Origin of the sequence: Rhodohalobacter sp. 614A (assembly GCF_021462415.1) — a bacterium.
Taxonomy (GTDB): domain Bacteria; phylum Bacteroidota; class Rhodothermia; order Balneolales; family Balneolaceae; genus Rhodohalobacter.
In genome coordinates, this window is the sequence record NZ_JAKEDS010000001.1 from 854,476 (window position 1) to 876,780 (window position 22,305).

At 44.9% G+C, this 22,305-nt stretch carries 20 protein-coding genes; 10 read left to right on the forward strand and 10 right to left on the reverse strand.

Annotation, left to right across the window (positions count from 1 at the left end):
- Positions 1–175 precede the first annotated feature (175 nt).
- From L0B18_RS03245 to L0B18_RS03260, 4 genes are all read left to right on the forward strand, one after another.
- A complete protein-coding gene (locus L0B18_RS03245; protein WP_234567819.1) occupies positions 176–1,090 on the forward strand; it encodes an EboA domain-containing protein in 915 nt (304 codons plus the stop codon).
- Between the two features lie 119 nt (positions 1,091–1,209).
- The gene (locus L0B18_RS03250; protein ID WP_370647523.1) at positions 1,210–2,133 is read left to right on the forward strand and encodes a TatD family hydrolase; all 924 of its coding nucleotides are present in this window, start codon (positions 1,210–1,212) and stop codon (positions 2,131–2,133) included.
- A gap of 11 nt (positions 2,134–2,144) precedes the next feature.
- Positions 2,145–3,071, forward strand: a complete 927-nt coding sequence (eboC, locus tag L0B18_RS03255) for a UbiA-like protein EboC (protein WP_234567824.1) — start codon at positions 2,145–2,147, stop codon at positions 3,069–3,071.
- A 277-nt stretch (positions 3,072–3,348) separates the two neighbouring features.
- Positions 3,349–3,957: a collagen-like protein gene (locus L0B18_RS03260; protein WP_234571412.1), complete on the forward strand. Its 609-nt coding sequence runs from the start codon at positions 3,349–3,351 to the stop codon at positions 3,955–3,957.
- 88 nt (positions 3,958–4,045) lie between these two features.
- On the opposite strand, the gene L0B18_RS03265 is transcribed toward L0B18_RS03260, so the two are convergent.
- The 3 genes from L0B18_RS03265 to L0B18_RS03275 are packed head-to-tail and all read right to left on the reverse strand — an operon-like array spanning position 4,046 to position 5,957.
- A complete protein-coding gene (locus L0B18_RS03265; protein WP_234567825.1) occupies positions 4,046–4,594 on the reverse strand; it encodes a YfiT family bacillithiol transferase in 549 nt (182 codons plus the stop codon).
- Entirely contained in the window at positions 4,587–4,991 is a 405-nt protein-coding gene (locus L0B18_RS03270; RefSeq protein ID WP_234567827.1) for a hypothetical protein, read from the reverse strand. The genes L0B18_RS03265 and L0B18_RS03270 overlap by 8 nt, the downstream gene beginning before the upstream one ends.
- Before the next feature lie 39 nt (positions 4,992–5,030).
- On the reverse strand, positions 5,031–5,957 hold the full coding sequence (locus L0B18_RS03275; protein ID WP_234567829.1) for a prenyltransferase/squalene oxidase repeat-containing protein: 927 nt from the start codon (positions 5,955–5,957) through the stop codon (positions 5,031–5,033).
- A gap of 205 nt (positions 5,958–6,162) precedes the next feature.
- On the opposite strand from L0B18_RS03275, the gene L0B18_RS03280 reads away from it, so the two are divergent.
- On the forward strand, positions 6,163–9,597 hold the full coding sequence (locus L0B18_RS03280) for a HEAT repeat domain-containing protein (protein ID WP_234567830.1): 3,435 nt from the start codon (positions 6,163–6,165) through the stop codon (positions 9,595–9,597).
- 173 nt (positions 9,598–9,770) lie between these two features.
- Here the strand turns inward: L0B18_RS03280 and L0B18_RS03285 are convergent, their stop codons facing one another.
- From L0B18_RS03285 to L0B18_RS03300, 4 genes are all read right to left on the reverse strand, one after another.
- Positions 9,771–10,496 carry a hypothetical protein gene (locus L0B18_RS03285; RefSeq protein ID WP_234567832.1) on the reverse strand — a complete coding sequence of 242 codons (726 nt, stop codon included), beginning with the start codon at positions 10,494–10,496 and terminating at the stop codon, positions 9,771–9,773.
- A 65-nt stretch (positions 10,497–10,561) separates the two neighbouring features.
- Entirely contained in the window at positions 10,562–11,353 is a 792-nt protein-coding gene (locus tag L0B18_RS03290) for a DUF4097 family beta strand repeat-containing protein (protein WP_234567834.1), read from the reverse strand.
- 159 nt (positions 11,354–11,512) lie between these two features.
- Positions 11,513–12,352 (reverse strand): HEAT repeat domain-containing protein, encoded by an 840-nt coding sequence (locus L0B18_RS03295; RefSeq protein WP_234567836.1) that lies wholly within the window; start codon positions 12,350–12,352, stop codon positions 11,513–11,515.
- Entirely contained in the window at positions 12,333–12,857 is a 525-nt protein-coding gene (locus L0B18_RS03300) for an RNA polymerase sigma factor (protein ID WP_234567838.1), read from the reverse strand. The genes L0B18_RS03295 and L0B18_RS03300 overlap by 20 nt, the downstream gene beginning before the upstream one ends.
- A gap of 310 nt (positions 12,858–13,167) precedes the next feature.
- Between L0B18_RS03300 and L0B18_RS03305 the strand changes: the two genes are divergently transcribed.
- From L0B18_RS03305 to L0B18_RS03325, 5 genes are all read left to right on the forward strand, one after another.
- On the forward strand, positions 13,168–13,761 hold the full coding sequence (locus tag L0B18_RS03305) for an RNA polymerase sigma factor (protein ID WP_234567840.1): 594 nt from the start codon (positions 13,168–13,170) through the stop codon (positions 13,759–13,761).
- Positions 13,758–14,558: a HEAT repeat domain-containing protein gene (locus L0B18_RS03310; RefSeq protein ID WP_234567842.1), complete on the forward strand. Its 801-nt coding sequence runs from the start codon at positions 13,758–13,760 to the stop codon at positions 14,556–14,558. The genes L0B18_RS03305 and L0B18_RS03310 overlap by 4 nt, the downstream gene beginning before the upstream one ends.
- Before the next feature lie 13 nt (positions 14,559–14,571).
- Positions 14,572–15,612, forward strand: a complete 1,041-nt coding sequence (locus L0B18_RS03315; RefSeq protein WP_234567846.1) for a DUF4097 family beta strand repeat-containing protein — start codon at positions 14,572–14,574, stop codon at positions 15,610–15,612.
- Between the two features lie 78 nt (positions 15,613–15,690).
- A complete protein-coding gene (locus L0B18_RS03320; RefSeq protein WP_234567848.1) occupies positions 15,691–16,488 on the forward strand; it encodes a DUF4097 family beta strand repeat-containing protein in 798 nt (265 codons plus the stop codon).
- Positions 16,489–16,638: 150 nt separating this feature from the next.
- Positions 16,639–19,398, forward strand: coding sequence for a DUF5916 domain-containing protein (locus L0B18_RS03325; RefSeq protein ID WP_234567850.1), 2,760 nt, complete (start codon positions 16,639–16,641; stop codon positions 19,396–19,398).
- 6 nt (positions 19,399–19,404) lie between these two features.
- Here the strand turns inward: L0B18_RS03325 and L0B18_RS03330 are convergent, their stop codons facing one another.
- The 3 genes from L0B18_RS03330 to L0B18_RS03340 all read right to left on the reverse strand — a co-directional run bounded on the left by L0B18_RS03330 (position 19,405) and on the right by L0B18_RS03340 (position 22,159).
- Positions 19,405–20,040: a class I SAM-dependent methyltransferase gene (locus L0B18_RS03330; protein WP_234567851.1), complete on the reverse strand. Its 636-nt coding sequence runs from the start codon at positions 20,038–20,040 to the stop codon at positions 19,405–19,407.
- 76 nt (positions 20,041–20,116) lie between these two features.
- A complete protein-coding gene (locus L0B18_RS03335; protein ID WP_234567852.1) occupies positions 20,117–21,415 on the reverse strand; it encodes a metal-dependent hydrolase family protein in 1,299 nt (432 codons plus the stop codon).
- Between the two features lie 78 nt (positions 21,416–21,493).
- Positions 21,494–22,159, reverse strand: a complete 666-nt coding sequence (locus L0B18_RS03340) for an HAD family hydrolase (protein ID WP_234567854.1) — start codon at positions 22,157–22,159, stop codon at positions 21,494–21,496.
- Positions 22,160–22,305: the final 146 nt, after the last annotated feature.

The window sequence follows — 22,305 nt, forward strand, 5'->3', positions numbered from 1 at the left end:
CATTTTTACTTTCAACTATAATTTATTTGATTTGGATTGATTGTATGTAAAGTGAACGTCAGTTTGAGTGCAGTTTCGAGTGAAAATATCATCGACATCACGCTCATATGACGTATATCAAATTTCTCAATCCCAGAATGGATATTAAGCTCAAACAGTAAACGAATGTCTGCATATGACTGACTCTCAGAAAGGCCCCGATACAGAGCAAATACGGACCGCAATTTCTGACTGGCTGAAGAAACGTATCTCACCGGAAGCTCACGAAAAAATCCAAACTACCGCTCAAAACCTTGCCGGTGATGCCGAAGACTGGGAGGTTTTTTCATCATTCAGCAAAGTCCCCCGCACCACTGGGAAAGAATATCTCAATCTTAGTGATGAAGAACTTAATGAAGCAGAGAACCTCCGACCGGGTTGGAATCCGTCGCAGTGGCGAATGGATCAGCTTGCACGAACGCTCCTGGTTCTTTCACTTGCTGAACGGGACAAAGACGAATTTCTCGACAAGCTGGAAAAAATGTTTGTCTCCAGCGATATGGGTGAGGCCGAAGCACTGTATCAAAGCCTGCCGATTTTGCCTTGGCCCAAATCGCTGAAAGCCCGTGCGGCCGAAGGAATCCGAAGTAATATCACCTCTGTGTTTAATGCCGTGGCATTGAGAAATCCCTATCCGGCTGATTATTTTGATGAGGATGCCTGGAACCAGGTGGTTCTCAAAGCGCTGTTTGTTGGAAGCCCGTTGTATTTAATTTCGGGGCTTGATAAGCGCGCGAACAAAACGCTTGCAAACATTCTGATTGAATACGCCCACGAGCGATGGTCGGCCGGAAGGGTAGTATCGCCCGAGCTTTGGCGGCCGGTGGGAGCGTTTATCGACGAATCGAATATCGGCGAACTTAAAAAAGTGTTGGAGAATCCTGATCCCATTCAACAGAGAGCAGCCGTTTTGGCTCTTCAGTCTTCTGATTCTACTGCCGCATCAACTTTTTTGGATGATTTTGAAAAAACGGCCGCGAACATTGATTTATCCGCTGCTGATTTAAATTGGAATGAGATCGGGAAAATCTGGGATGAAAAAGAATCCTGAAAAGAAAAAAGAGTCCCCTTTCGAGAGGGGATTTAGGGGTGTGTTGAAACGAGAAAAAACTCCAAGAAACGCACAGAATTTTAACATTTAAAAAAACGAAGTTTATATCTATGGACGACATGTTTTTTATCGACCCTCATATTCACATGATATCCCGAACTACCGATGATTACCGGGCTATGCGAAAAGCCGGTGTAGTTGCTGTGATTGAGCCGGCTTTTTGGATCGGTCAACCGCGAACCGACTCCGCTTCCATGCTCGATTATTTCAGTATGATTGTGGGATGGGAGCGATTCAGGGCAAGTCAGTTTGGAATCAGTCACTATTGTACGATCGGATTGAATGCGAAGGAAGCGAACAACGAAGCTCTTGCGGAAGAGACGATGGAATTGCTTCCCCGTTTTGCCAGCAAGGAGGGGGTCGTAGCTATCGGGGAAATCGGTTATGATGATATGACCGATCTTGAGGAAAAATATTTTCACCTACAGCTCGATCTTGCCAAAAAGATGGATATGCTGGTTTTGGTTCACACACCTCACCGAAATAAAAAACAGGGAACCATTCGCAGCATGGATCTGTGTGAAGAACACGGACTCGATCCCACCAAAGTAATTATCGATCACAACAATGAAGAGACTGTCAAAGATGTGTTGGATCGTGGATTCTGGACAGCTTTCACCATCTATCCCGGCACCAAAATGGGAAATGAACGAATGGTAGAGATCGTAAAAGGGTACGGAACGGAACGCATTTTCGTCGACAGCGCTGCCGACTGGGGACACAGCGATCCGCTCGGGGTTCCCAAAACCGCTCAACTGATGTTGCAGCGTGGCATCCCAAAAGAAGATGTGAAACAAATCTGCTACCAAAACGCACTCGATGCCTACAGCCAAAGCGGCGAGATGAATGAAGATGACTGGCTGAACCGCCCGCTGATTGACCAGCGCAAAACCTTCTCTGGAAATACTGTTCTCCGCGGCGGACATAAACCTTTTGTTGAAGAGGAAAAAACCGATAAGGATGATGACCTCATCATTGAATAAAATTCAGTCGCTTGAATCCATCAACGCCTTCTTCTGAAATCACTTTTAGAACACGGTTTCGTGCGGCTCTCGAGCTGATGCGGCCTGCCAACATCATCACTGCATTTGCAGATATTTTGGCGGGTGTAACTATCGCCGCCGGTTCCCTGGTTTCGTCAGATCTTCCGTTTTCTGAAATCGGGTGGCTGCTCCTTTCCACATTTGGCCTGTATGGTGGCGGTGTGGTTTTAAATGATTTTTTTGATGCAGAACTCGATGCCAAAGAACGCCCCGAACGAGCCATTCCAAGTGGACGCATTTCCGCTTTTACAGCCGGAGTATTTGGCTTTTTGCTTCTTTTGGCAGGAATTGTATCGGCCTTTCTGGTGAATATCACCGCGGGTTTTCTTGCAACAGGCATCGCGATCTGTGCGGTTTTTTATGATTCCAAAGCCAAGCATTCCGCATTCTGGGGTCCGTTATTTATGGGAAGCTGCCGGGGTGGAAATCTGCTCCTGGGAATCAGTCTGATTCCGGCAGTTGTACCTGAAGTTTGGTTTCTTGCATTGATTCCACTCCTTTATATCGCGTCCATTACGTTGGTCAGCCAGGGAGAGGTTCACGGTGGCTCCCAAGCTTATGGATTTACCGCACTTGGATTTATTCTGTTAATTGTCACCGCTTTCCTGCTCCTTCCACTTTTTGAGCTCCCTTTCTCGCTTTCAACCGCACTCCCGTTTCTTGTTGTATTTGGTGTATTAGTGATTCCACCGTTTTATAAAGCGGCCCAAAACCCGGTTCCGTCACTCATCAAAACAGCCATTAAACGAGGTGTTCTTTCACTGGTAATTCTGAACAGCGTATTTGCAGCAGGCTTTGGAGGATTCTGGAGTGGAATGATTGTTGTCCTTCTCTTCTTCCTTTCTGTAGGAACCGCAAAACTATTTCAGGTAACCTGATTTTTACTCTATCCCTTTACGAGAGAATACCATCAATAATGAATGGTTTTTTTAATGTAACTGCTTTTTTAAAAAACAGTTTGATACCTGATCGCCATATCTACGATTTACAAACAAATATGAGATAGCTTTACACCACGCATCAGAAAAAGTATTTGATTGATTTAAAATCGCTCTTCTTTGAAATATGGCAGTCGACAAGGTTTTTCCGCGTATTAATTATTGAATCCCTGGTATTTCCAGGTTAAGTAAAAACACTCATCAAAATTTATTTAAAATGATTACTTCAAGACTTCACTATCTCATCTCCATCATTCTTCTTCTTTCTTTCATTACTATTGGTTGCGAAGGTCCGGCAGGCCCGGATGGAGATTCGGGCCCTCAAGGTGAACAAGGTCCCGAAGGCCCCATGGGCGAACAAGGACTCCAGGGAGAAGAAGGTCCGCAGGGACCTGAGGGGCCTGAAGGACCTCCCGGAACGGCAAACGTTATCTATTCCGACTGGATGGACATTGATTGGAATCGGGATGACGATCCCACATACAAGGCAATGTACATCCCTGAATCCCGTGTAATGGGCGACTTTATAGCGGAGGGGACTCTCATGGTTTATGCAAAAGAAGAAATTAGCGGTGATGCAATTGTTGTCCCTTTACCTTATGTGAGTGGTTCGGATTTTCTGTCCTTCGCTATTGCAGATCTTCCAAGTGATGGGGCTCAGGGAATTATAGTGGTTCTTACCTCAACGGATGGTAGCAATGTTTCTGACTTTACCGGTGCACAGGTTCGCTATGTGATGATTCCCGGCGGCGTACCAGCTAAAATGAAAAATGATTTCATGGAAGATTACCAAGCCGTAAAAGACTACTATGGCATTCCAAACTGAGATTCAGAATACCCATTAGATATATTTCTGAGTCTTGTTTCTATTTGAAACTCATCGGCAAACACCCCAATGTTTGTTGATGGGTTTCTTAATTGAACTCTCCTTCGTTTTCCAGCGCCTGTTCAATGTGGGCCAGATGATGCCGGCAATGCCAGGCATATAATCCGAGCATAAATGTCAACGTCAGCTCGCGGCCTTGCTCCGGGTGAAAAAGCTTCCTCTTGAAATCATCTTCACTCATCGATTTCAGTAAAATTGCCCAGCGGGCATGAACGCCTTCAAGCAATGAAATGGATTGAGAAACAGGCGCTTTTGAGTCTTCCAGCTCCGCCCATTTATCTTCAAAATAGGGTTTGATGGTTGGCACATCTTCCGTGAGTGCCAGTTTAAAACGGATAATTGAATTGATGTGACTGTCTGCAACATGATGAACCACCTGCCGAATGGTCCAGCCTTCCGGGCGATATTTCCAATCCAGTTCTTCGGAAGAAAGATTCTCGGTCAGTGCTCGCACTTTTGAAGGGAAGGATTCGATCGTTTCAATCCACTCGGAAACCTGTTCTTTCGATACATCTTTTGGGACATTAAGTTTGCCGATAGGATAGCGGAGGGATTCTAAATTGAAGTCTTTATTCATTTTTTATAAACCAATTGAAATGATTCTTAATTTGTGAGTGGTATAATATTTGATCTTCAATCTGTTCTTGTAATGAGTTTAGATGAGTAATGTTCACATTTGCCCTTTTGATATTTTTCTCATTCTGCTCTGTGAACAGTAAAGATCTTGCTTTTTTTAATTCATTAATTCCTTGTTGAAAAGTTAAACCCTGCATAAAAATGTGCTGACTTGCGTGATGTTCCTTCACATATTTTTCTAATTCGACAATGAGTTCGTTATTAACTTTTCTCCCAAGTTTAAATGTTTCTAAAAGACGATTCTTTGTTTCCTCTGGTTCAATGACATATTTCTGCAAATATGTAAAGAAGGCTACCAAAGAACCTATAATCGTAAAAAAGAGCAGCGTAGTTTCCATCCCATATGATTTAATCCACCAATCGAATTTGTAAAATAGCTACCAAATTCCAAAATGCTTCAAAACCCGCATGGCTCTCAGCGTATTCCATCGGCCGGGTTTGCCGGCTTGGTCCATCGTAAAGTGAGTGAGGCCGGAATATTCCGCGTATTGATTCCACGTTCCGTCTTTGTTCTGTTTTTTCAGGAGTATGTCGATTGCCGGCTGCATTCGGTCATCCCATTCGGCTCCGGAATACCGGAAGTAGTCGAGGGCTTTCAAAATGTCATATTTCCATCGCGGCGGATAGGGAAATTTCAGGAAACCCTGTTTGATGATCTCTCCGGTTCGGTCAGATATAAAAAGTTGGTGCATCAGGATAAACTCCTCGGCCGATTTTCGCGCTTTTTTCAGTTCATCAGACCGATACAAATAGCCATTCTTTTCATACTCGAAAAATCCTTCTGCAACTGAAAGCGTGGAATGCAGCGAACTGTGTTTTGCACCCGACCGGTTAAACTGACAATTGAATCCGCCATCCGGCAGAGTCTGATCCAGAATAAAATCAATAACCGATTTCAAATCCTCTTCATCCGCACCAAAAAAAGCCGCACAATTCAGCATCATTCCGTTCATGCAAACATCACTCTCTTTGATATGTCCCGATGGATTGATTCCGCCGTCCGAACCTTTTTCATTCTTTAGAATCATGTCTATTGTTTCTCGTACGAGTGGATGTTCAGCCGGAAACCACATGTTTCTCAAATCAAGAATAGAATAATGCGAGGAAATCCATTTGGGTGAATAATAGCCCTTGCCCCAGTGTTTGTTCGGTTTTCTTTTTGATAAGATCTCCGCTCCCCAGCCTTCAGTTGCAATTCGTTTTCTCAAGTCATCACGTTCTTCAAAAAGCAGGTCCCGATGCACCTGGTATTGAATGGAAACATCTCCGTTTAGCAGCCACTTGATTCTCTCATCGGTTTTCATACCAAGCCATGTACTTTATCTTTTTCTTTCGTTTAAAAAACACATCACTTCTACACTTTAATATAGATTCACCTATAAAATCGTGCAAAACCACCTTTCATTTCTTCTGAAGGCCGATTTGAAAATTCAGTTAATTTTTTGGATTCAAGAGGTTACATTGGGTAGTCTCTCTTCAATAACCTCAATGTACCATAATTCTGAACCAATGATTTTTCCTTATTTATTTTCCAGTCATAACAGAGGGTTTTTACTTTTCATTAGTTTTTTCATTATCACATCTTTTTTCATCAGTTGTTCAGGAGAAGAAGAAAATGCCGGGCCGGTCAGTTTCGATCCGCAGGAGATTCGCATTGAAGGCGATCAGGCGGCCACTGAAGCCAGCGAAGTCACTCAAAATATCCAGGCAGTGCCGGCCGACGGATTGGAACTTTCGCTTTGGGCCTCCAATAAATTATTGGGCGATCCCATTGCCATCCATATGGACAACCAGGGACGGGCACTTATTACCGTGACCGACCGAAGCGGCAACTCGGAATTTGATATTCGCGGAGTAGATGACAGCTGGCGAATTGAATCCATGAAATGGGAAACCCTTCAAGACAGGCGTGAATTTCTCCATACGGAACTGGCACCGGAAAAAAGCGAACAGAATACGTGGATTCCGGACAGAAACGAAGATGGTTCGCACGACTGGCGAGACCTGGCTGTCATTAAGGAAGAAGTCTGGAGAATTGAAGATACCTCAAATGACGGCGTGGCCGACTATGCACAGCTTTTTATTCAGGATTTTAATACCGAAGTAACCGATGTTGCCGGTGCAGTCGTTGAATATAATGATGATGTGTTTGTAGGAGTAGGCCCCGATCTGTGGCGAATCCGGGATACAGATAATGACGGTATGGCCAACACGAAAGAGTCTATCAGCCACGGTTACAATGTTCACATAGGTTTTAGCGGTCATGGCATGTCGGGTTTGACGGTAGGGCCGGACGGCAGAATCTACTGGGGAATCGGGGATATGGGATTTAATGTGGTAGACAAAGAAGGCATTCGATGGTATTCTCCGAACCAGGGCGCAATCCTGCGGTCTGATCCGGACGGAAGTAATTTTGAAGTCTTTGCATCAGGAGTCAGAAATACCCACGAATTTGATTTCGACAAATACGGCAATCTCATTTCTGTAGATAACGACGGCGATCACCCCGGGGAAGAGGAGCGGCTGGTTTACCTCATTAATGGTTCAGACAGCGGCTGGCGAATCAACTGGCAGTTCGGGAAATACGGCGATCCAAAAAACAACGAATACAAAGTGTGGATGGATGAAGAATACTTCAAACCACGATTCGAAAACCAGGCGGCTCACATTTTACCGCCCATTGCCAATTATCATGCAGGCCCGGCCGGATTTGCCTATAATCCCGGCACGGCTTTAAGCGAAGAATGGCAGGAGCATTTCTTTGTGATGTCCTTTCGCGGATCCATAGCTAATTCACCTATTTATGCGTTTACTCTAAACCAAAAAGGAGCCGGGTTTGAACTCGAAACCGACCAGGAAGTGCTAACCGGAATTCTGGCCGTTGGCCTCGACTTTGGTCCCGATGGTGCACTTTATATGACCGATTGGATTGAAGGCTGGGGACAAAATGAAGAAGGCAGAATCTGGAAACTCGATGCTGCCGGTCAGTCAAATTCCGCAATCCGAAGAGAGGTGAAAGATCTGTTGGCGGAAGATTTTGGTGAGAAAAACGAGAACGAATTGTCATCACTATTGGAGCACGAAGATATGAGAATTCGCCAGAAAGCACAGTTTGAATTGGTCAGCCGAAAGGCAAATGATGTATTGCTTTCCACAATCGAAAACAGTTCCAGCCAACTGGCCCGAATTCATGGAGTTTGGGGATTGGCTCAACTTGGCCGGGAGAATACAGATGCGGTTGAACCATTAATTGAGTTTTTGGACGATGAAGATTCTGAAATCCGGGCGCAATCCGCAAAAATGCTCGGAGATGTTCGGTACGAGCCGGCTGCTGAACATATTATTCCACTTTTATCTGATGAAGGTGCACGGACGCAGCTTTTCGCTGCGGAAGCCCTTGGAAGAATCGGTTATGAAAACGCCGTTAATCCAATTGTTGAAATGCTGGAAGCCAATAATGACGAGGATGTTTACTTGCGCCATGCCGGAGCAATTGCATTGGCTCGAATTGGGAATGGCGAGGCCGTCACCAACCTGGCCGATCATCCGTCTCGTGCCGTTCGAATTGCTGCGGTCGTTGCTCTGAAACGAATGGGCGAGGCCGGTATCATCGAATTCCTGGATGACGAGGATGAGTATATCGTCACCAATGCGGCGCGGGCAATTTCAGATGATCAGTACATCGAAGAAGCGATCCCGGAACTCGCCAAACTTTTGGACAATCCACGATTTACAAATGAACCTCTCATTCGCAGGGTCATCAACGCCAATCTTTACAGCGGAACAGCAGAGGATGCCGAACGACTTGCTCAATTCTCTCTGAGTGAAACCATTCCTGTTGAATTAAGAATGGAAGCCCTCAATACATTGGAATACTGGGATAATCCGTCCATTTTTGATCGCGTAACCGGACGACATCGCGGCCAAATTTCCAACAATCTGAATGATGCACAGGAAGCCATCGCCGGAGTAATGGAAACGCATCTCTCATCAACCAATGAAAATCTGAAATTAGCTGCATTAAATGCCATTGGAAATCTTGAAATGCCAAATGCGGCTCCTCAAGTTTTAACCCTCGCTCAGAAGGATCCTTCTGCTGAAATTCGAAGCACAGCCCTCCATACACTTTCTGATTTGAATTATGATGAAATGGACGAAGTACTCGCCTCCACCATTGAAGATTCAAACCTTGATGTTCGAATGAAAGCACTGGCTCTTTTGGTGGATTCAAACCTGTCCGTCGAAACAAAAGTCGCTCTCTTTACAACTGTAATTAAAGGAGGATCTGTTGATGAAAAGAAAGCGGCTTATGATGCCTTATCCCGTTTGGATAGCCCTGCCGCCGAAGAGCTTCTTTTGGGAGAGATGAATGAACTTATGAATGGAGACCTGAATCGGGAAATTCAACTCGATTTGATTTTGGCCATAGAAAATAGTGGCTCAACAGATCTGCAGCAGGCGCTTGATGAGTATAATAATCAAAAACCACAAGGTGAGATGGCGCAATATCGAGAATCTCTTTATGGTGGAAATGCGGAAAACGGAGCACAAATATTCTATTCGGATGTTTCTGCCCAGTGCACTCGTTGCCATATGGTAAGAAATTTTGGCGCTGAAGTTGGACCTGATCTGACAACAGTAGGAGACAGGCTAAACCGCAATGAGCTTTTGCTTTCTATTATTGATCCCTCGGCCCAACCTTCCGCCGGATATTCACCCGTGACTGTAACAAAGACAAACGGTGAATCTGTCAGTGGTGTATTTCATAGTGAAACAGACACCCAATTAACTTTGACGGTTCGGGGCCAACAGATGAATATTCCCAAATCTGAGATTTCCGAAACACAACTGGCGCCATCCGCCATGCTGGATATGAGTGATCGCCTGACCAAAAGCCAAATCCGGGATTTGGTTGAATTTCTTACAACCCTTCACGAAGAATAAAAGAACTCCCCGGCCGAATTCAATCGGTGGGGAGTAGGTCATTTCGGCTGAACAGCCGAGGCATCTTTGATTATCTTATAATGTCATTGCGAGGGAATGTAACAACTGCGGCAATCTCCTAACTCTGGTTTCTTCGCAACAACCACTTTTCCGGGCATTCTTTTAAATCTTGCTTACCCTTTTCGTTTTCGCAGGTACACATCACCGCTAATAGATTCCAGCCGAAGCATGGGGCCGCCGCTTCCAATCTCTCCGCGAAGTTCATATCCCACATGAGGAAAAAACTCCTGGCGATTTTTAAAGCTCAGGTTTTCAAGATCGCTGTACGCTTCACCGGTAATTGTTTTGAGGGATATATCCGCACCGTTTCTGTCAGGCCAGCTTAAATCCACGAAGCCGCTGATGGATTTAGCATCAATCGGCCCGTTGAGGTCATAAAGCTCCACATCAGCGGAAATTGTTTCCAGTTGCAAATCGCTGTTTCGGGGCACATACAATTCAAATGTAATATTGCTGCAAACCACTTTATGTTTTTTGCCATCATTCCACGAGTAGGAACCATAGCTTCTGTCCGGGCAATCTTCTGCCCGGCCATCTTCCAGTTTATCTTTATCAAAATCTGTATCAATGCGGATTCCACTGTTGCCGTCGGAGTAATTTGCAACAAATGCATCATTCAGCTTGCCGCTATTAACTTCTACTACCGCACGAAAAGATACTTCATTTCGGTCCCAGCCTTTTACAACAATACTATCACCAAATTTAAGATTCAGCCGAATCTTTTCTTCTGAATTGGCAGAGAATGTTTTTTCCACGATTCGCTGTTGAGCAAATATTTCCCCTGCCATCCATATACAACTCACAAAAACTGTAACGAGTAAAATCGCTGCCTTTTTCATATTCGTTCTCCTTTAGAGAAAAGCACAGATGGCTATTTGATCCGTGCTTTTCAGATTCATTTTCGTTACTTGCCTCTCAGGTAAATATCTCCACTCACCGACTTCAGCCTTACCTCAACGCCCCCGCCATTCAGCGTTCCGTTGATTTGTCCACTGCCGCCGAGACGTGTCATGTTGGTATTATTTTCGCGGCCTTCCAGTGCAATATCCAGGTCTGTGTAAACCTCCCCCGAAATGGAACCCAGGTTAAAATTTGCGCTGGCGTTTGCAGGAAGGGTGATGTCAATAAATCCGCTCACAAGAGAAATTGACGTTGGATTTGCCTGGCTGAGTTGCGAAAAGTCAATTTCCACATCGCCGCTTACACTACTTGCCGTTACCGGTCCGGTAATATTTGATAAATTGATATTCCCGGTTTTGGATTGAATTTCAATTTCTCCGCTGTGGTCGCTGATTTCAAAATCGCCACCGCCAAAATTTACCTGTTCAATCATCAGCCGAACACGATTGGGAATCTTGACTCGGTATTCGCTGTCATCCCGTGACGCAGGAATAATTTTAAGGATTCCGTTTTCTTCTTCAACAGACAGGCCAATACCGGTGTTGTCTTCTGCAGAGTAGTAAAGTGCCCGTAAACCTTCCGCCCGTTCGGGTCTGCTGTTCTGTTCATAATCAAGATTTTCGATAACCAATTCGGAGCCATCATATCCTTCGATAGACACATCACTCTGGCCCACGGAAAATTCCACTGTCATTTCCGCGGAGTTTCCCAGGTCGTATCTGTATTCCTGTGCATTCGCTTGTTGTACCAAAAACATCAACAATACAGTTGCAATAAGTTTGATTGATTTTTTCATGATTCTTCTATTAAGTGTTTGTGTTTTGAATTTGTTTTTTGCGACCTGTCAGCGCCACGCCACGAATACCGTCCCGAACTCTGACAGAACATTGATGGCGCAAGCATCCTGCTTGTGACACGTGTTAGCACAAGCGAGACGCTTGCGCTATCCATTTATTTACACTTTCAACTCGGCGATACTGCTTTCTAATCTCTGTTTTACAACGTCCTGCGTTTCTGTCCGGAGAAGCATTTTCTGCATTTCATTGACGGCAGATTTTTGCTTCATCTCTACCAGCATATCAATGAGGGTGATCTGCATGAGCGGGTCATTTTGTTGCGTTAAAGAATTTGTCAGGGCTTTCCCAATTCTCGGTTCATTTCTGAATTTGAACAGGGCTTCAGCCGCAGCCATCCGCACATTTACATTTTGATCATTATTCATCGTATAGATCAGGATGTCGGTAATTTCTGCATCCAGTTGAGGATTGCTTTGTTGCAATCTTGAACTGGAGAAGACTGCTGAAATTCGTTCACTCGCCGAAGCATTCTGAACCGAACCGTACATCAAGGCATTTTTCATCTGGCTGATTTCTTCCTGCATCGCCGCCAGTTGTTGATCAGACGCTCCTTCTTGTTGGTTGAGCAGGAGCCCTGCGGTTAATCCGGTTAATACCAGGATGATGGCGGCGGCGGCGCGAAGGGTCCAGGTTATGAACGTTGACCGAGTGGTCATCAACCGACGACCGGCTGATGCCGAACTCTCTTCCTCCCGACGTTTCGGGACAGGCTCCTCAAAGGGAGATTCATTTTCCTGCTCTTCAATTTTGGCGAAGGGATCAATATTCGTTTCGGCTTTTTCCAATGTGTTCATGTAAGAGAACTGGTCGGTATAGCTCTTCAGGTGCGCCGGAATCTCTTCCTGCCGAAAGAACTCGCGCAGTTCCTTTTCTTCTTCGAGGGAGGATTCTCCTTCGAAGTATTTATCAAGCAGTTGTTCAATTCTTTCGGTGTTCATAATTCTGATGCTTTAAGTATTCTTCGCGTACGGTTTTTCGGGCCCGCGAAAGATTAACCCGGATGGTGTTGACGGTCAGTCCCGTCATGTCACTAATTTCTTCGTATTCATAATGCTCCACATCCCGCAGGTGAATGATGAGCTTTTGCTGCTCGGGCAGCGTTTCAAAAATGGTGTGGATCGTTTTCAGGCTTTCACTGAGTTCCGTTTCCTGCGCCGGATCGGGACTCCCGGAATGAAGCGTCAGCGTTTCCACCTCTTCATTATTCTGATTACGATGTTTGTAGGATCGCAATTTATCCAGGCAGAGATTTTTCGTCATTGTCATTCCCAATGCTTCCACACTGTTATATTCTGATAACCGACTCCGCATATTCCACAACTTCAGGAACGCATCCTGTAGCGTATCTTCGGCTTCCTGGCGATTCCCAAGAAGCGAAAAAGCTACTCTGAAAAATTTGTCCCGCGAAGGCAGAACCAGGTTTTTAAATTCTTGCTTTGTCATTTCTGTTGATCAGACGAGTGGAATAGAATTTCATTACAGGAGAGTACGAAATTTTTTCTTAGTCATTGCGAGTGAGCCTGCGATCGCGGCAATCTCTTGGTCTTAATTAGGATTCGGAAATTGCCGCGTCGTCGCTTTCACTCCTCCTCGCAATGACAGGAAGTGGTTTCATGGGATTAATTTTGTCATTGCGAGCAAAGCGAAGCAATCTCCAAACTATAGAGGCTGGATATTATTACAGATACACGCCCCTTCGCAATGACTTTAAAATTTTTTCTGTAACCTTTCACTACAGCAACAGTGTATCCTCATGAACAGGCTAACAAAAATATTTGATCGGTTGGATTCGAATTCGGATAACGCTTTAATGATGAAAGTAAGAGACGGCGATCTCGATAAACTCGGGTTGCTGTTTGAGCGATACAACCGTCGCCTGTTCGGGTTCTTTTACAGATTGACACACCGCCGCGATATCAGCGAGGATCTGGTTCAGGGTGTTTTTGAACGGATTCTGAAGTACCGCGAATCCTATAAAGGAGACGGCGCTTTCTCAACATGGATTTTCCAGATCGCCCGAAATCTTCATATCGATTATTACCGGAAATATTCAAAAACCGATACGGAAGATGATTTTAGCGACTGGGATTCTCTCGAAGCCGATGATTCAGAAATCAAACTGAAATCAGAAGATGAACGAAACCGGCTGCTTCTGAAACGGGCTTTGGATCAGTTGGATGAAGAGAAAAAGCAGACGCTTATTCTAAGCCGTTTCGAAGGATTCAAATACAAGGAGATCGCTGAGATTATGGATTGCACGGAAAGTGCCGTAAAAGTGCGGGTGTTCAGGGGCATTAACGAATTGAAGGAGATTGTTTCTGATCTCAAAAAAGAGGAAGAATTATGATTGATGAAAAATATATCGACTTAGTGACCGGATATCTTCAGAATGACCTGAATCCGGATCAAAAAAACAAACTGGAGGAGCTGATTGAGTCCGGCGAGATCGATCTGCTGGATCTGAAAGAGATGGAAATGATGTACGGAAAAATGAGCTCAATTGATATCCCCCAAGCAAGTCCGGCCATGCACGATCGGTTTTATGCTATGCTGGAAAAAGAAAAACAGACTCAATCGGTCAGCTGGTCTCATAAACTGAATACCTGGATGGATCAACAGAAAAACCGTTTTGAGTTGCGTTATGTGGTTTACGCCGCAGCCATTTTTCTGGCAGGCATTTTCCTGGGGGATTTATATGCTCCGTTCAGTAAACAAGATGATCAGATTGACCAACTCAGCGCCGAAGTTTCCCAAATGCGTGAAGTGATGATGATCAGCCTGCTGGATAATTCTTCTCCAATGGAACGGCTTAAAGCCGTCAACATCAGCACCGAAATCCAATCTGCGGATGACCGAATTGTGAATGCTCTTTTGAAGACCTTGAATAACGACACTAATGTGAATGTTCGCGTAGCGGCTGTAGAAGCACTAACTGCTCACGCTGCGAATCCGTCTGTACGAACGGGGTTGATCAATTCGATTGCCAACCAGGAATCGCCCATCGTTCAGGCCGCTTTGGCTGATGCAATGCTGGCCCTGCAGGAAAAACAGTCGGTGGATGAATTCAAAAAACTCCTTGCCAAAGACGAATTGGATATGAACGTCCGAAACAAATTGGAAAATACGATTGCGGCATTAAACTAAAATCGGAGCCAAAATGAAATTATACAGCATAACAACACCTTTTCTACAATTATTCTGTCCCGGCCGGGACAGTAGGTTTGTAGTAACAAACAAACCGAATCAAACCCCTATTGTCCCGGAGGGGACAGTATATTTCCGTGGGATTCTGAAGAATATCGCAGATTATCGATTCCAAATCTTAAAAATGGTTCTTCTCATTTCAGGATTCGTATTCATGTTTTCTCCATCAGCATCCGCCCAAACCTTCTCTGAAACCATAAAGGAAACAGTCCGATTCCAAAACATAAATAGTTCAGAAAATGAGCTATACATCCACAACATTAATGGAAATGTGACGGTAGAAGGCTACAACGGCGATGAGATTCAAATCACCTATCACAAAAAAATTGACGCGGATACCCAGCGCGATCTTGACCGGGCTATAGAGGAAGTAGAATTTATCCTCGAGGAAGAAAGCAATCGCATTCTGATTTACCTGGATGCCCCCTTTATTTGTGTAAAAAAACGCGATGGCAAGATCAGTTATAACATCAATGACTGGGATGATGATTACGATTTTATGTTCGACATCTCCATTCGGGTTCCACAAAATACAAACCTGGATGTATCTACCATCAACAATGGAAGAGTTCTTGTAGAGAACATCCATTCAAAGTGGCTCGATGTCTCGAATATTAATGGCTCAGTGGAACTTGGGAATGTAGCCGGCATTACGGACGCCAAGACTATTAATGGAGATATCACGGCGAGTTATAGAGAAAATCCTTCCGGCGATTCATCCTTTGAAACCATTAATGGCACCATTGAAGTGATGTTTCCGGAGAATCTTTCCGCAGATATCACCTTCAAAAGCATGCACGGAGATCTCTATACCGATTTCAAAAATGTGCAACGCCTCCAGGCCCGGGTGGAATCGAGCGAGGAACGGGGTCACGGAAAAACCACGTATCGCATCGACAAATTTGCACCGCTTCGCATCGGTAACGGCGGACCCACTTTCAAATTTGAAGTATTGAATGGGGATGTCTACGTCAAACGAAACAGAGCAACTTAATAAACAGATTCGCAAGACCTGAGAATATAATGACAAAGCACTCAAAAAATTCAATATCAATAACACAACAGCAACATTATGAAAACGTATAAACTTTTATTCACCCTTTTATTGACCTTTGTTCTTGGTGTGGTTTCATCCTTAGCTCAGGAACGGGTTGTGATTCCTTTAAGCAATCCCGGAGAGCCCGGCCAGCTTGAACTTGGAATTGTGCGCGGTTCCATCAGCGTAGTGGCTACCGATGGAGAAGAAGTGGTTATCAACTATTCATCCGGCGAGAGCCGTAATGATAGTCCACAAGAGAAAAACGGGCTTCGCCGAATTTCTGATAGCTCCGTGGGATTTGAAGTCACCGAAAACGATAATGAAATAGAAATTGGCGGAGCGTCTCCTCATGCAGATGTCAATTTCTCCATTTCTGTTCCGCGAAATTTCTCGCTCTATCTTTCTACCGTAAATGGCGGTGATGTGAATGTAGAAGGCGTTCGCGGCGAGATGGAAATCAGCAATGTAAATGGGGATGTAACTCTATCCAACGTAGGCGGCTCGGCATCTGTCAACACTGTAAATGGGGATATTGCCGCTTCATTTAACAGTATCGGGGATAACCCTATGGCGTTTACCACTGTCCAGGGCGATATTGATATTACACTTCCGGCCAATGCCAAAGTAACGGCAAAGATGCGATCGGAGTGGGGAGAAGTGTATACGGATTTTGAAATGAATATCGACCGCTCGAACAGGGAGAGTATTGAAGCGGATTCGGATGTATACAAAGTTTCCGTCAACAACTGGATAAATGGCCGGATAAACGGTGGCGGACCGGAATATATGTTCAAAACCCTTCGGGGCGATATTTATATCAGGAAGCAATAACCAAATTGTCCTCTAATCCTTGCAGGATTCCCTTGGCTTTTTGGGATCCTGCAAGGTATTCAATCTAATAAATTCAAGGCGTGTGTAACAGAACCATCCTTCACTCGTCTACCCAATAGTCATCCAACTAATCTCAATCGGGTCATAATAATGCTATCAGCCAAAGCTGTATCATTCACACTTTTTGCTCTCATTTTGATACTCCCGTTCAGTGCCGCTTTCTCCCAGGAAGTTTCCACGATGGATACTACCGATGAAAACATCAGCTCCATTCCAATCAAATCCATCCGAAGCCTGCGTGTACCTGCTTCTGAGGCTATACATCTGGATGGCAAGCTGGTTGAAGACACCTGGCAACAAACGCCTATAGCTACAGATTTTGTGCAGCGAGTCCCTAATGATGGTATGCCGGCAACGGAAAGAACAGAAGCCCGGGTGATTTATACGGAAGAAGCCATTTATGTGGGAGCCCGCGCTTACGATTCCGCCATGGATTCTGTGGCCGCCACACTTTTCCGAAAAGATGGTACAGCTTACAGCGATTGGTTTTATGTGATCATCGACAGTTATAACGACAACCGAACCGGTTTTTCGTTTGCCGTAAACCCTAAAGGTGTAAGAAAAGACATATTGCTTTATGATGATAACAACGAAGACATCCGCTGGGATGCCGTTTGGGAAGCAGCCACTTCCATTGATGAAGACGGCTGGACGGTTGAGATGAGGATACCGCTTTCTCAACTCCGTTTTAGCCCCACACAAAATGGCGAAGAAACGGAATGGGGAATCAATTTTCAGAGGCGCGTTGCCCGAAACGAAGAAATCTCATTTTGGTCACCCACACCCCAAACCGAATCCGGTTTTGTTTCGCGGTTCGGTCAATTGGAAGGAATTCGTGAACTTGAATCGCCGCGCCGGTTAGAGGTCAACCCCTATGTTTCATCGAACCTGACCCGAACACCGGGCGAAAGCTCAAACCCGTTTTACAATCAAAATGATCTTGGAGGATCGATTGGTGCAGATATCAAGTATGGGCTAACATCCGACCTGACTCTGACGGCTACAATAAACCCGGACTTTGGCCAGGTAGAGGCCGATCCGGCGGTTATTAATCTTAGCGCTTATGAAACATACTTCGATGAACAGCGACCTTTCTTCCTGGAAGGAAATGAGATTTTCCAATTTGGCCGCACCCGAACATACAACACATTCGGGAATCCTCTCACATTCTACTCCCGCCGGATTGGACGGGCGCCACAGGGAAGTCTGGACAGCTACAACAGCTACCAAAATGAATCGCTTTACAACCCTGATGATGTTGATGATCTTTATACAAATCTGCCCGATCAAACCACCATTGCCGCTGCTGCAAAAGTAAGCGGAAAAACCAGATCCGGATGGTCGGTCGGTTTGCTGAACGCCTTTACCACACGTGAATCATCCCCTTATCAAATAGAAGCCAATGGACCGGATGGAGATTTTACGGTAGAACCGACCACGAATTACCTGGTTGCCAGAACAAAAAAAGATATCAATGGCGGTAACAGTGTATTCGGAGGATTTTTCAGCGCTGCCAATCGTGATGTCAGCAATACCTATTTTGAAGATTTTCTTCACTCCTCCGCTTACCTTGCCGGGGTTGATTTTGAGCACAACTGGAACGATCGGGACTGGGTTGCCAGCGGTACTTTTTCCGCCAGCCAGGTGAACGGTTCGGCCGAAGCGATCGAGGAAACCCAAAAATCATCCGCAAGGTATTTTAACAGGGTGGATTCGGATAAGCTGAATCTCGATCCCGAAAAAAACAGCCTCAACGGTTTTGCCACAGAAGTTAGTTTGCAAAAACGCGGTGGAGAACACTGGCGGTCATCACTCACCTATTCGGAGGTAAGCCCCGGTTATGAAGTAAACGACCTTGGTTTTGAAAACCGCGCAGACTACAGGGCCCTGGCCGGTGGGCTGATCTACGTAGAGAGTGCTCCCTCGTTTATGCGATACTACGAATTCTGGACATTTGAAATGTTTGCATGGAATTATGATGGAAACATCACTGGAAATTATTACAATACCGGTACTTTTATGAGGTTCAAGAACCTGTGGACATTCAACTTTAATTTCAATTACACGGGGAAAACTTACAATGACCGCCTCACCCGTGGCGGACCTATTGCCAGCCGGCCGAAAGACTGGAACTTCAACTTCAACATTCGTTCCGATCAAACAAAAAAAGTCTCGTATGGCATTGGCGGATTTTACAGGAATGAATTTAACAGTTACGAAATCGACCGGCGGTTTTGGGGTTTCATTGAGTTTCGGCCAACCACTTATATCCAGCTGGAAATTTCTCCGGAATTCGGGTGGGAAATTGAAAGTGATCAATACGTAACCGATGTGGAAGACGAACTTGCCACCCATACATTTGGGACACGCTACGTTTTTTCAGACCTGGATTTGACCTACCTTTCTACCAGCATCCGTCTGGATTGGACATTTACACCGGATATGAGTCTTCAGTTTTACGCACGGCCGTATATCAACTCCGGGAATTTCTATAACTTCAAAGAGTTCTCCACCCCAAGAGAATATGAGTTTGATGTGTACGGAGAGGAGAGGGGAACCATCACCTATTCGAACGAAGATGAAGAATATACCGTCGATCCGGATGGTGACGGAACGGCCGAATCATTTACCTTTTCAGAACGCGATTATAATTTCAGGTCCATCCAGGGAAATACGGTTTTTCGATGGGAATACCGGCCCGGATCCACACTCTTTCTCGTTTGGCAGCACGACCGATCCAGCGACGGCAGTGAAGATAACTTCCGGTTTAGCCGCGATTTCCGAAACCTGTTTGATTCCGAGCCTACCAATATTTTCCTTGTGAAGCTGAGTTATTGGTTTGGGAGTTGATTTTTCTTACTCCGGCTTCTGAAAAAGAAGGTAAAAATTTCTGCCGGATGCATTTTCACTGCTAACGAGAGTAAACCCTGCACTCGTTATTTCATTAATAACTGTCTCCGTTGTCACACCGTGTTGTCCTCCCGAGGCTCTGCCACCCGGTTCTGCTTCCTCATTGCTCGGTTCAAAATCAATGATGGCGAGGCGTCCGCCGGGTTTTAACGATTCCAGAAGACTGACATTAAATGAAGACGGATTGCCAATATGATGATACACCCGCCGCATGTAAATAGCCTGGCAACACTCTGCAGGAAGATTGGCCTGATCGGGTAAGCCTTCAACGATGGTAACATTGCCAACGCCCGCCCACTCAATGTTTTCTCTGAGCTCCTGCAAGGATTCTTCACCAAGTTCTGTGCTGTAGATCTGTCCGTTCGGGCCAATATGCTCTGCTATGGCCAGGGTTTGATCGCCGTCTCCCGCGCCAACATCAGCTACTACCGAACCTTCCGTAAGCTCCAGCGCATCTATTAACCACTCAATATCTTCTGAGTTTTCCTGGGCTGTAACACAGGCTGTCAGTATCAATCCCAAAAGCATGGGAAGCAGACAATATGTTGTACCGATTCGGGGTAATAATCTGAGAGTTTTCATTGGAAAAATCTTTGTTATGGTTTACTTATAATTTTTAACGGGATTTTATGTGAATCTATTCCGCAGGTAAAAAACTTTATTTTTCACTCTTATAGATTTTTCCGCCTTTCATGACAAACTGAACATTTTCCAACAGGCTGATATCCTCCAACGGGTTTCCCCGAACCGCTATCAAATCGGCCCATTTACCCGGTTCAATACTTCCTGCATTCTTCTCAATTCCGATTAGTTCTGCTGCCCAAATCGTGGATGACCGGATACCATCAACCGAGCTCATCCCGGCATCAACCATCATCTTAAATTGTTCTGCATTTCGTCCATGTGGATACACGCTCGCATCCGTTCCAAATGCCATTCTTACACCGGCATGATAGGCTTTATTAAACCTCATTGTATAGCTTTTAAACTCATTTTCGTTGTCGCTGTTCAGTTCCTTATCTGAATAATCCTGATCTACTTCGATAAGATCATAATGAGCAGACAGAAGATCCATCACAAGGAAAATATCTTTTTCTTTGATACGCGTAATCACTTCTTCATCTAAAAAAAATGCATGTTCAATGGAATGAACTCCCGCTTCAACAGCATTCAGCATTCCTTCTTTTCCATGTGCATGAGCTGCTACTTTGAATCCCCGCTTTCCTGCTTCGTCAACGGCTGCCTGAATCTCTTCTACACTGTAAGATGCCGCTCCGGGAATGCTTTCGGGAGTACCAAATCCACCGGTAGCTGTTATTTTGATGAGATTCACTCCATGTTTAATATGGGTTCGGACCGCTTTTCGTACCTCGTCGGGGCCGTCGGCAACCATGTCGGCTTCAGTTTCTACATTGTGCTGTGGACCGATCCAATTGCCCCAGTTTCCATGGCCACCGGTCATTGTTATCATGGGTCCGCTCACATACATTCTCGGACCATCTATCCATCCTGAATTGATGGCGTCTCTGAGTGCAACATCTGCGTAAAATGCCTCCGATACATTTCGAACTGTTGTAAATCCAGCTTCAAGGGTTTTCTTTGCATTTACGGTTCCAACAATACCGAAGGTAGCGGCCGGATACGTCCAATGATCAAAATCCGCTCCCATGTACGTATTGTCACAAAGATGGGTATGAACATCCATCAACCCTGGCAGAACCGTATAATCCGACAGATCGATTATATTCTCAAAACTGGCTTTATTTGCATCTCCCTGAATTTCCAGAATTAGGCCATTATCAACCGTAATTAGCACATTCTCAAGGAGAACTCCATTCTCCACATCAAGGAGCTTCCCTGCGAAAATGTGAAGCGGAGCTTCCTGTGCTTTTATCAAGCCGGTCCAAGCAAGAAGAAATATAAAACTACAGACGAGTTTTTTTACGGGGATGTGCATTGTCTTCTGATTTTCCTCAAATAGCACAATTTGGAAATCAGAAACAAGTATCGCTGTAATTTGTTACCGTGAGAGCAATTAAAACAGCCAGTATAACTTTTCGACTGACATATCCTCAAAATCCTTAATCACCATATCAGCGCCGTCAAATTCTTCCGGTGAATGTGTCGTTGCCACAGCCACCACTTTCATTCCGGCGTTGAGGCCTGCTTTTACGCCGGCAATGGAATCTTCAAAAACAACACATGATTTTGGTTCTATCCCCAGGCGATCAGCTGCTTTCAGGTAAATCTCCGGATTCGGTTTTCCTTCAGATACATCGGCCGAGTGCAGGAAGGCATCGAAATATTTTCGAAGATCCAGCGCTTCCATTACAAAGTCGAGATTCTCGACCGGAGCCGAAGTCCCGACTGCGGATTTAATTTCCGCCTTCTTCAGTTCTTCGAGAAAATCGATTAAGCCGGGGACCGGTTTTGCATCATCTTTATACAACTCCCGAAATAGCGACTCTTTTTCATTCGCCCACTCTTCACCTTTTTCCTCCGTATACTCATCTTTGAAGATATAGGGAAAAATCTCCGCATTTGTCCGGCCATAGACGTGTTCTTTCAGCTCTTCGTCAGAGAGCGAAACATTGTGTTTCTCAAGGAAAATCTTAAAGGCTTTTTTGTGATAGGGATTGGTGTGAACGATTACGCCGTCCATATCGAATAATACGGCGATGGATTTTGGGGTTTTTGGCATTTTTGAGGGTTTGTTCTTAGTCCTGGAAAAGGTACTTCATATCAAATAGGTTATAAAACAAGATATGTACTTAAGAAGGGTAAGGAAAGCCACAGAGACACAAAAGTCTCAGAAAACTTCGCGCTTCCGTGGCAAGATTATTGATT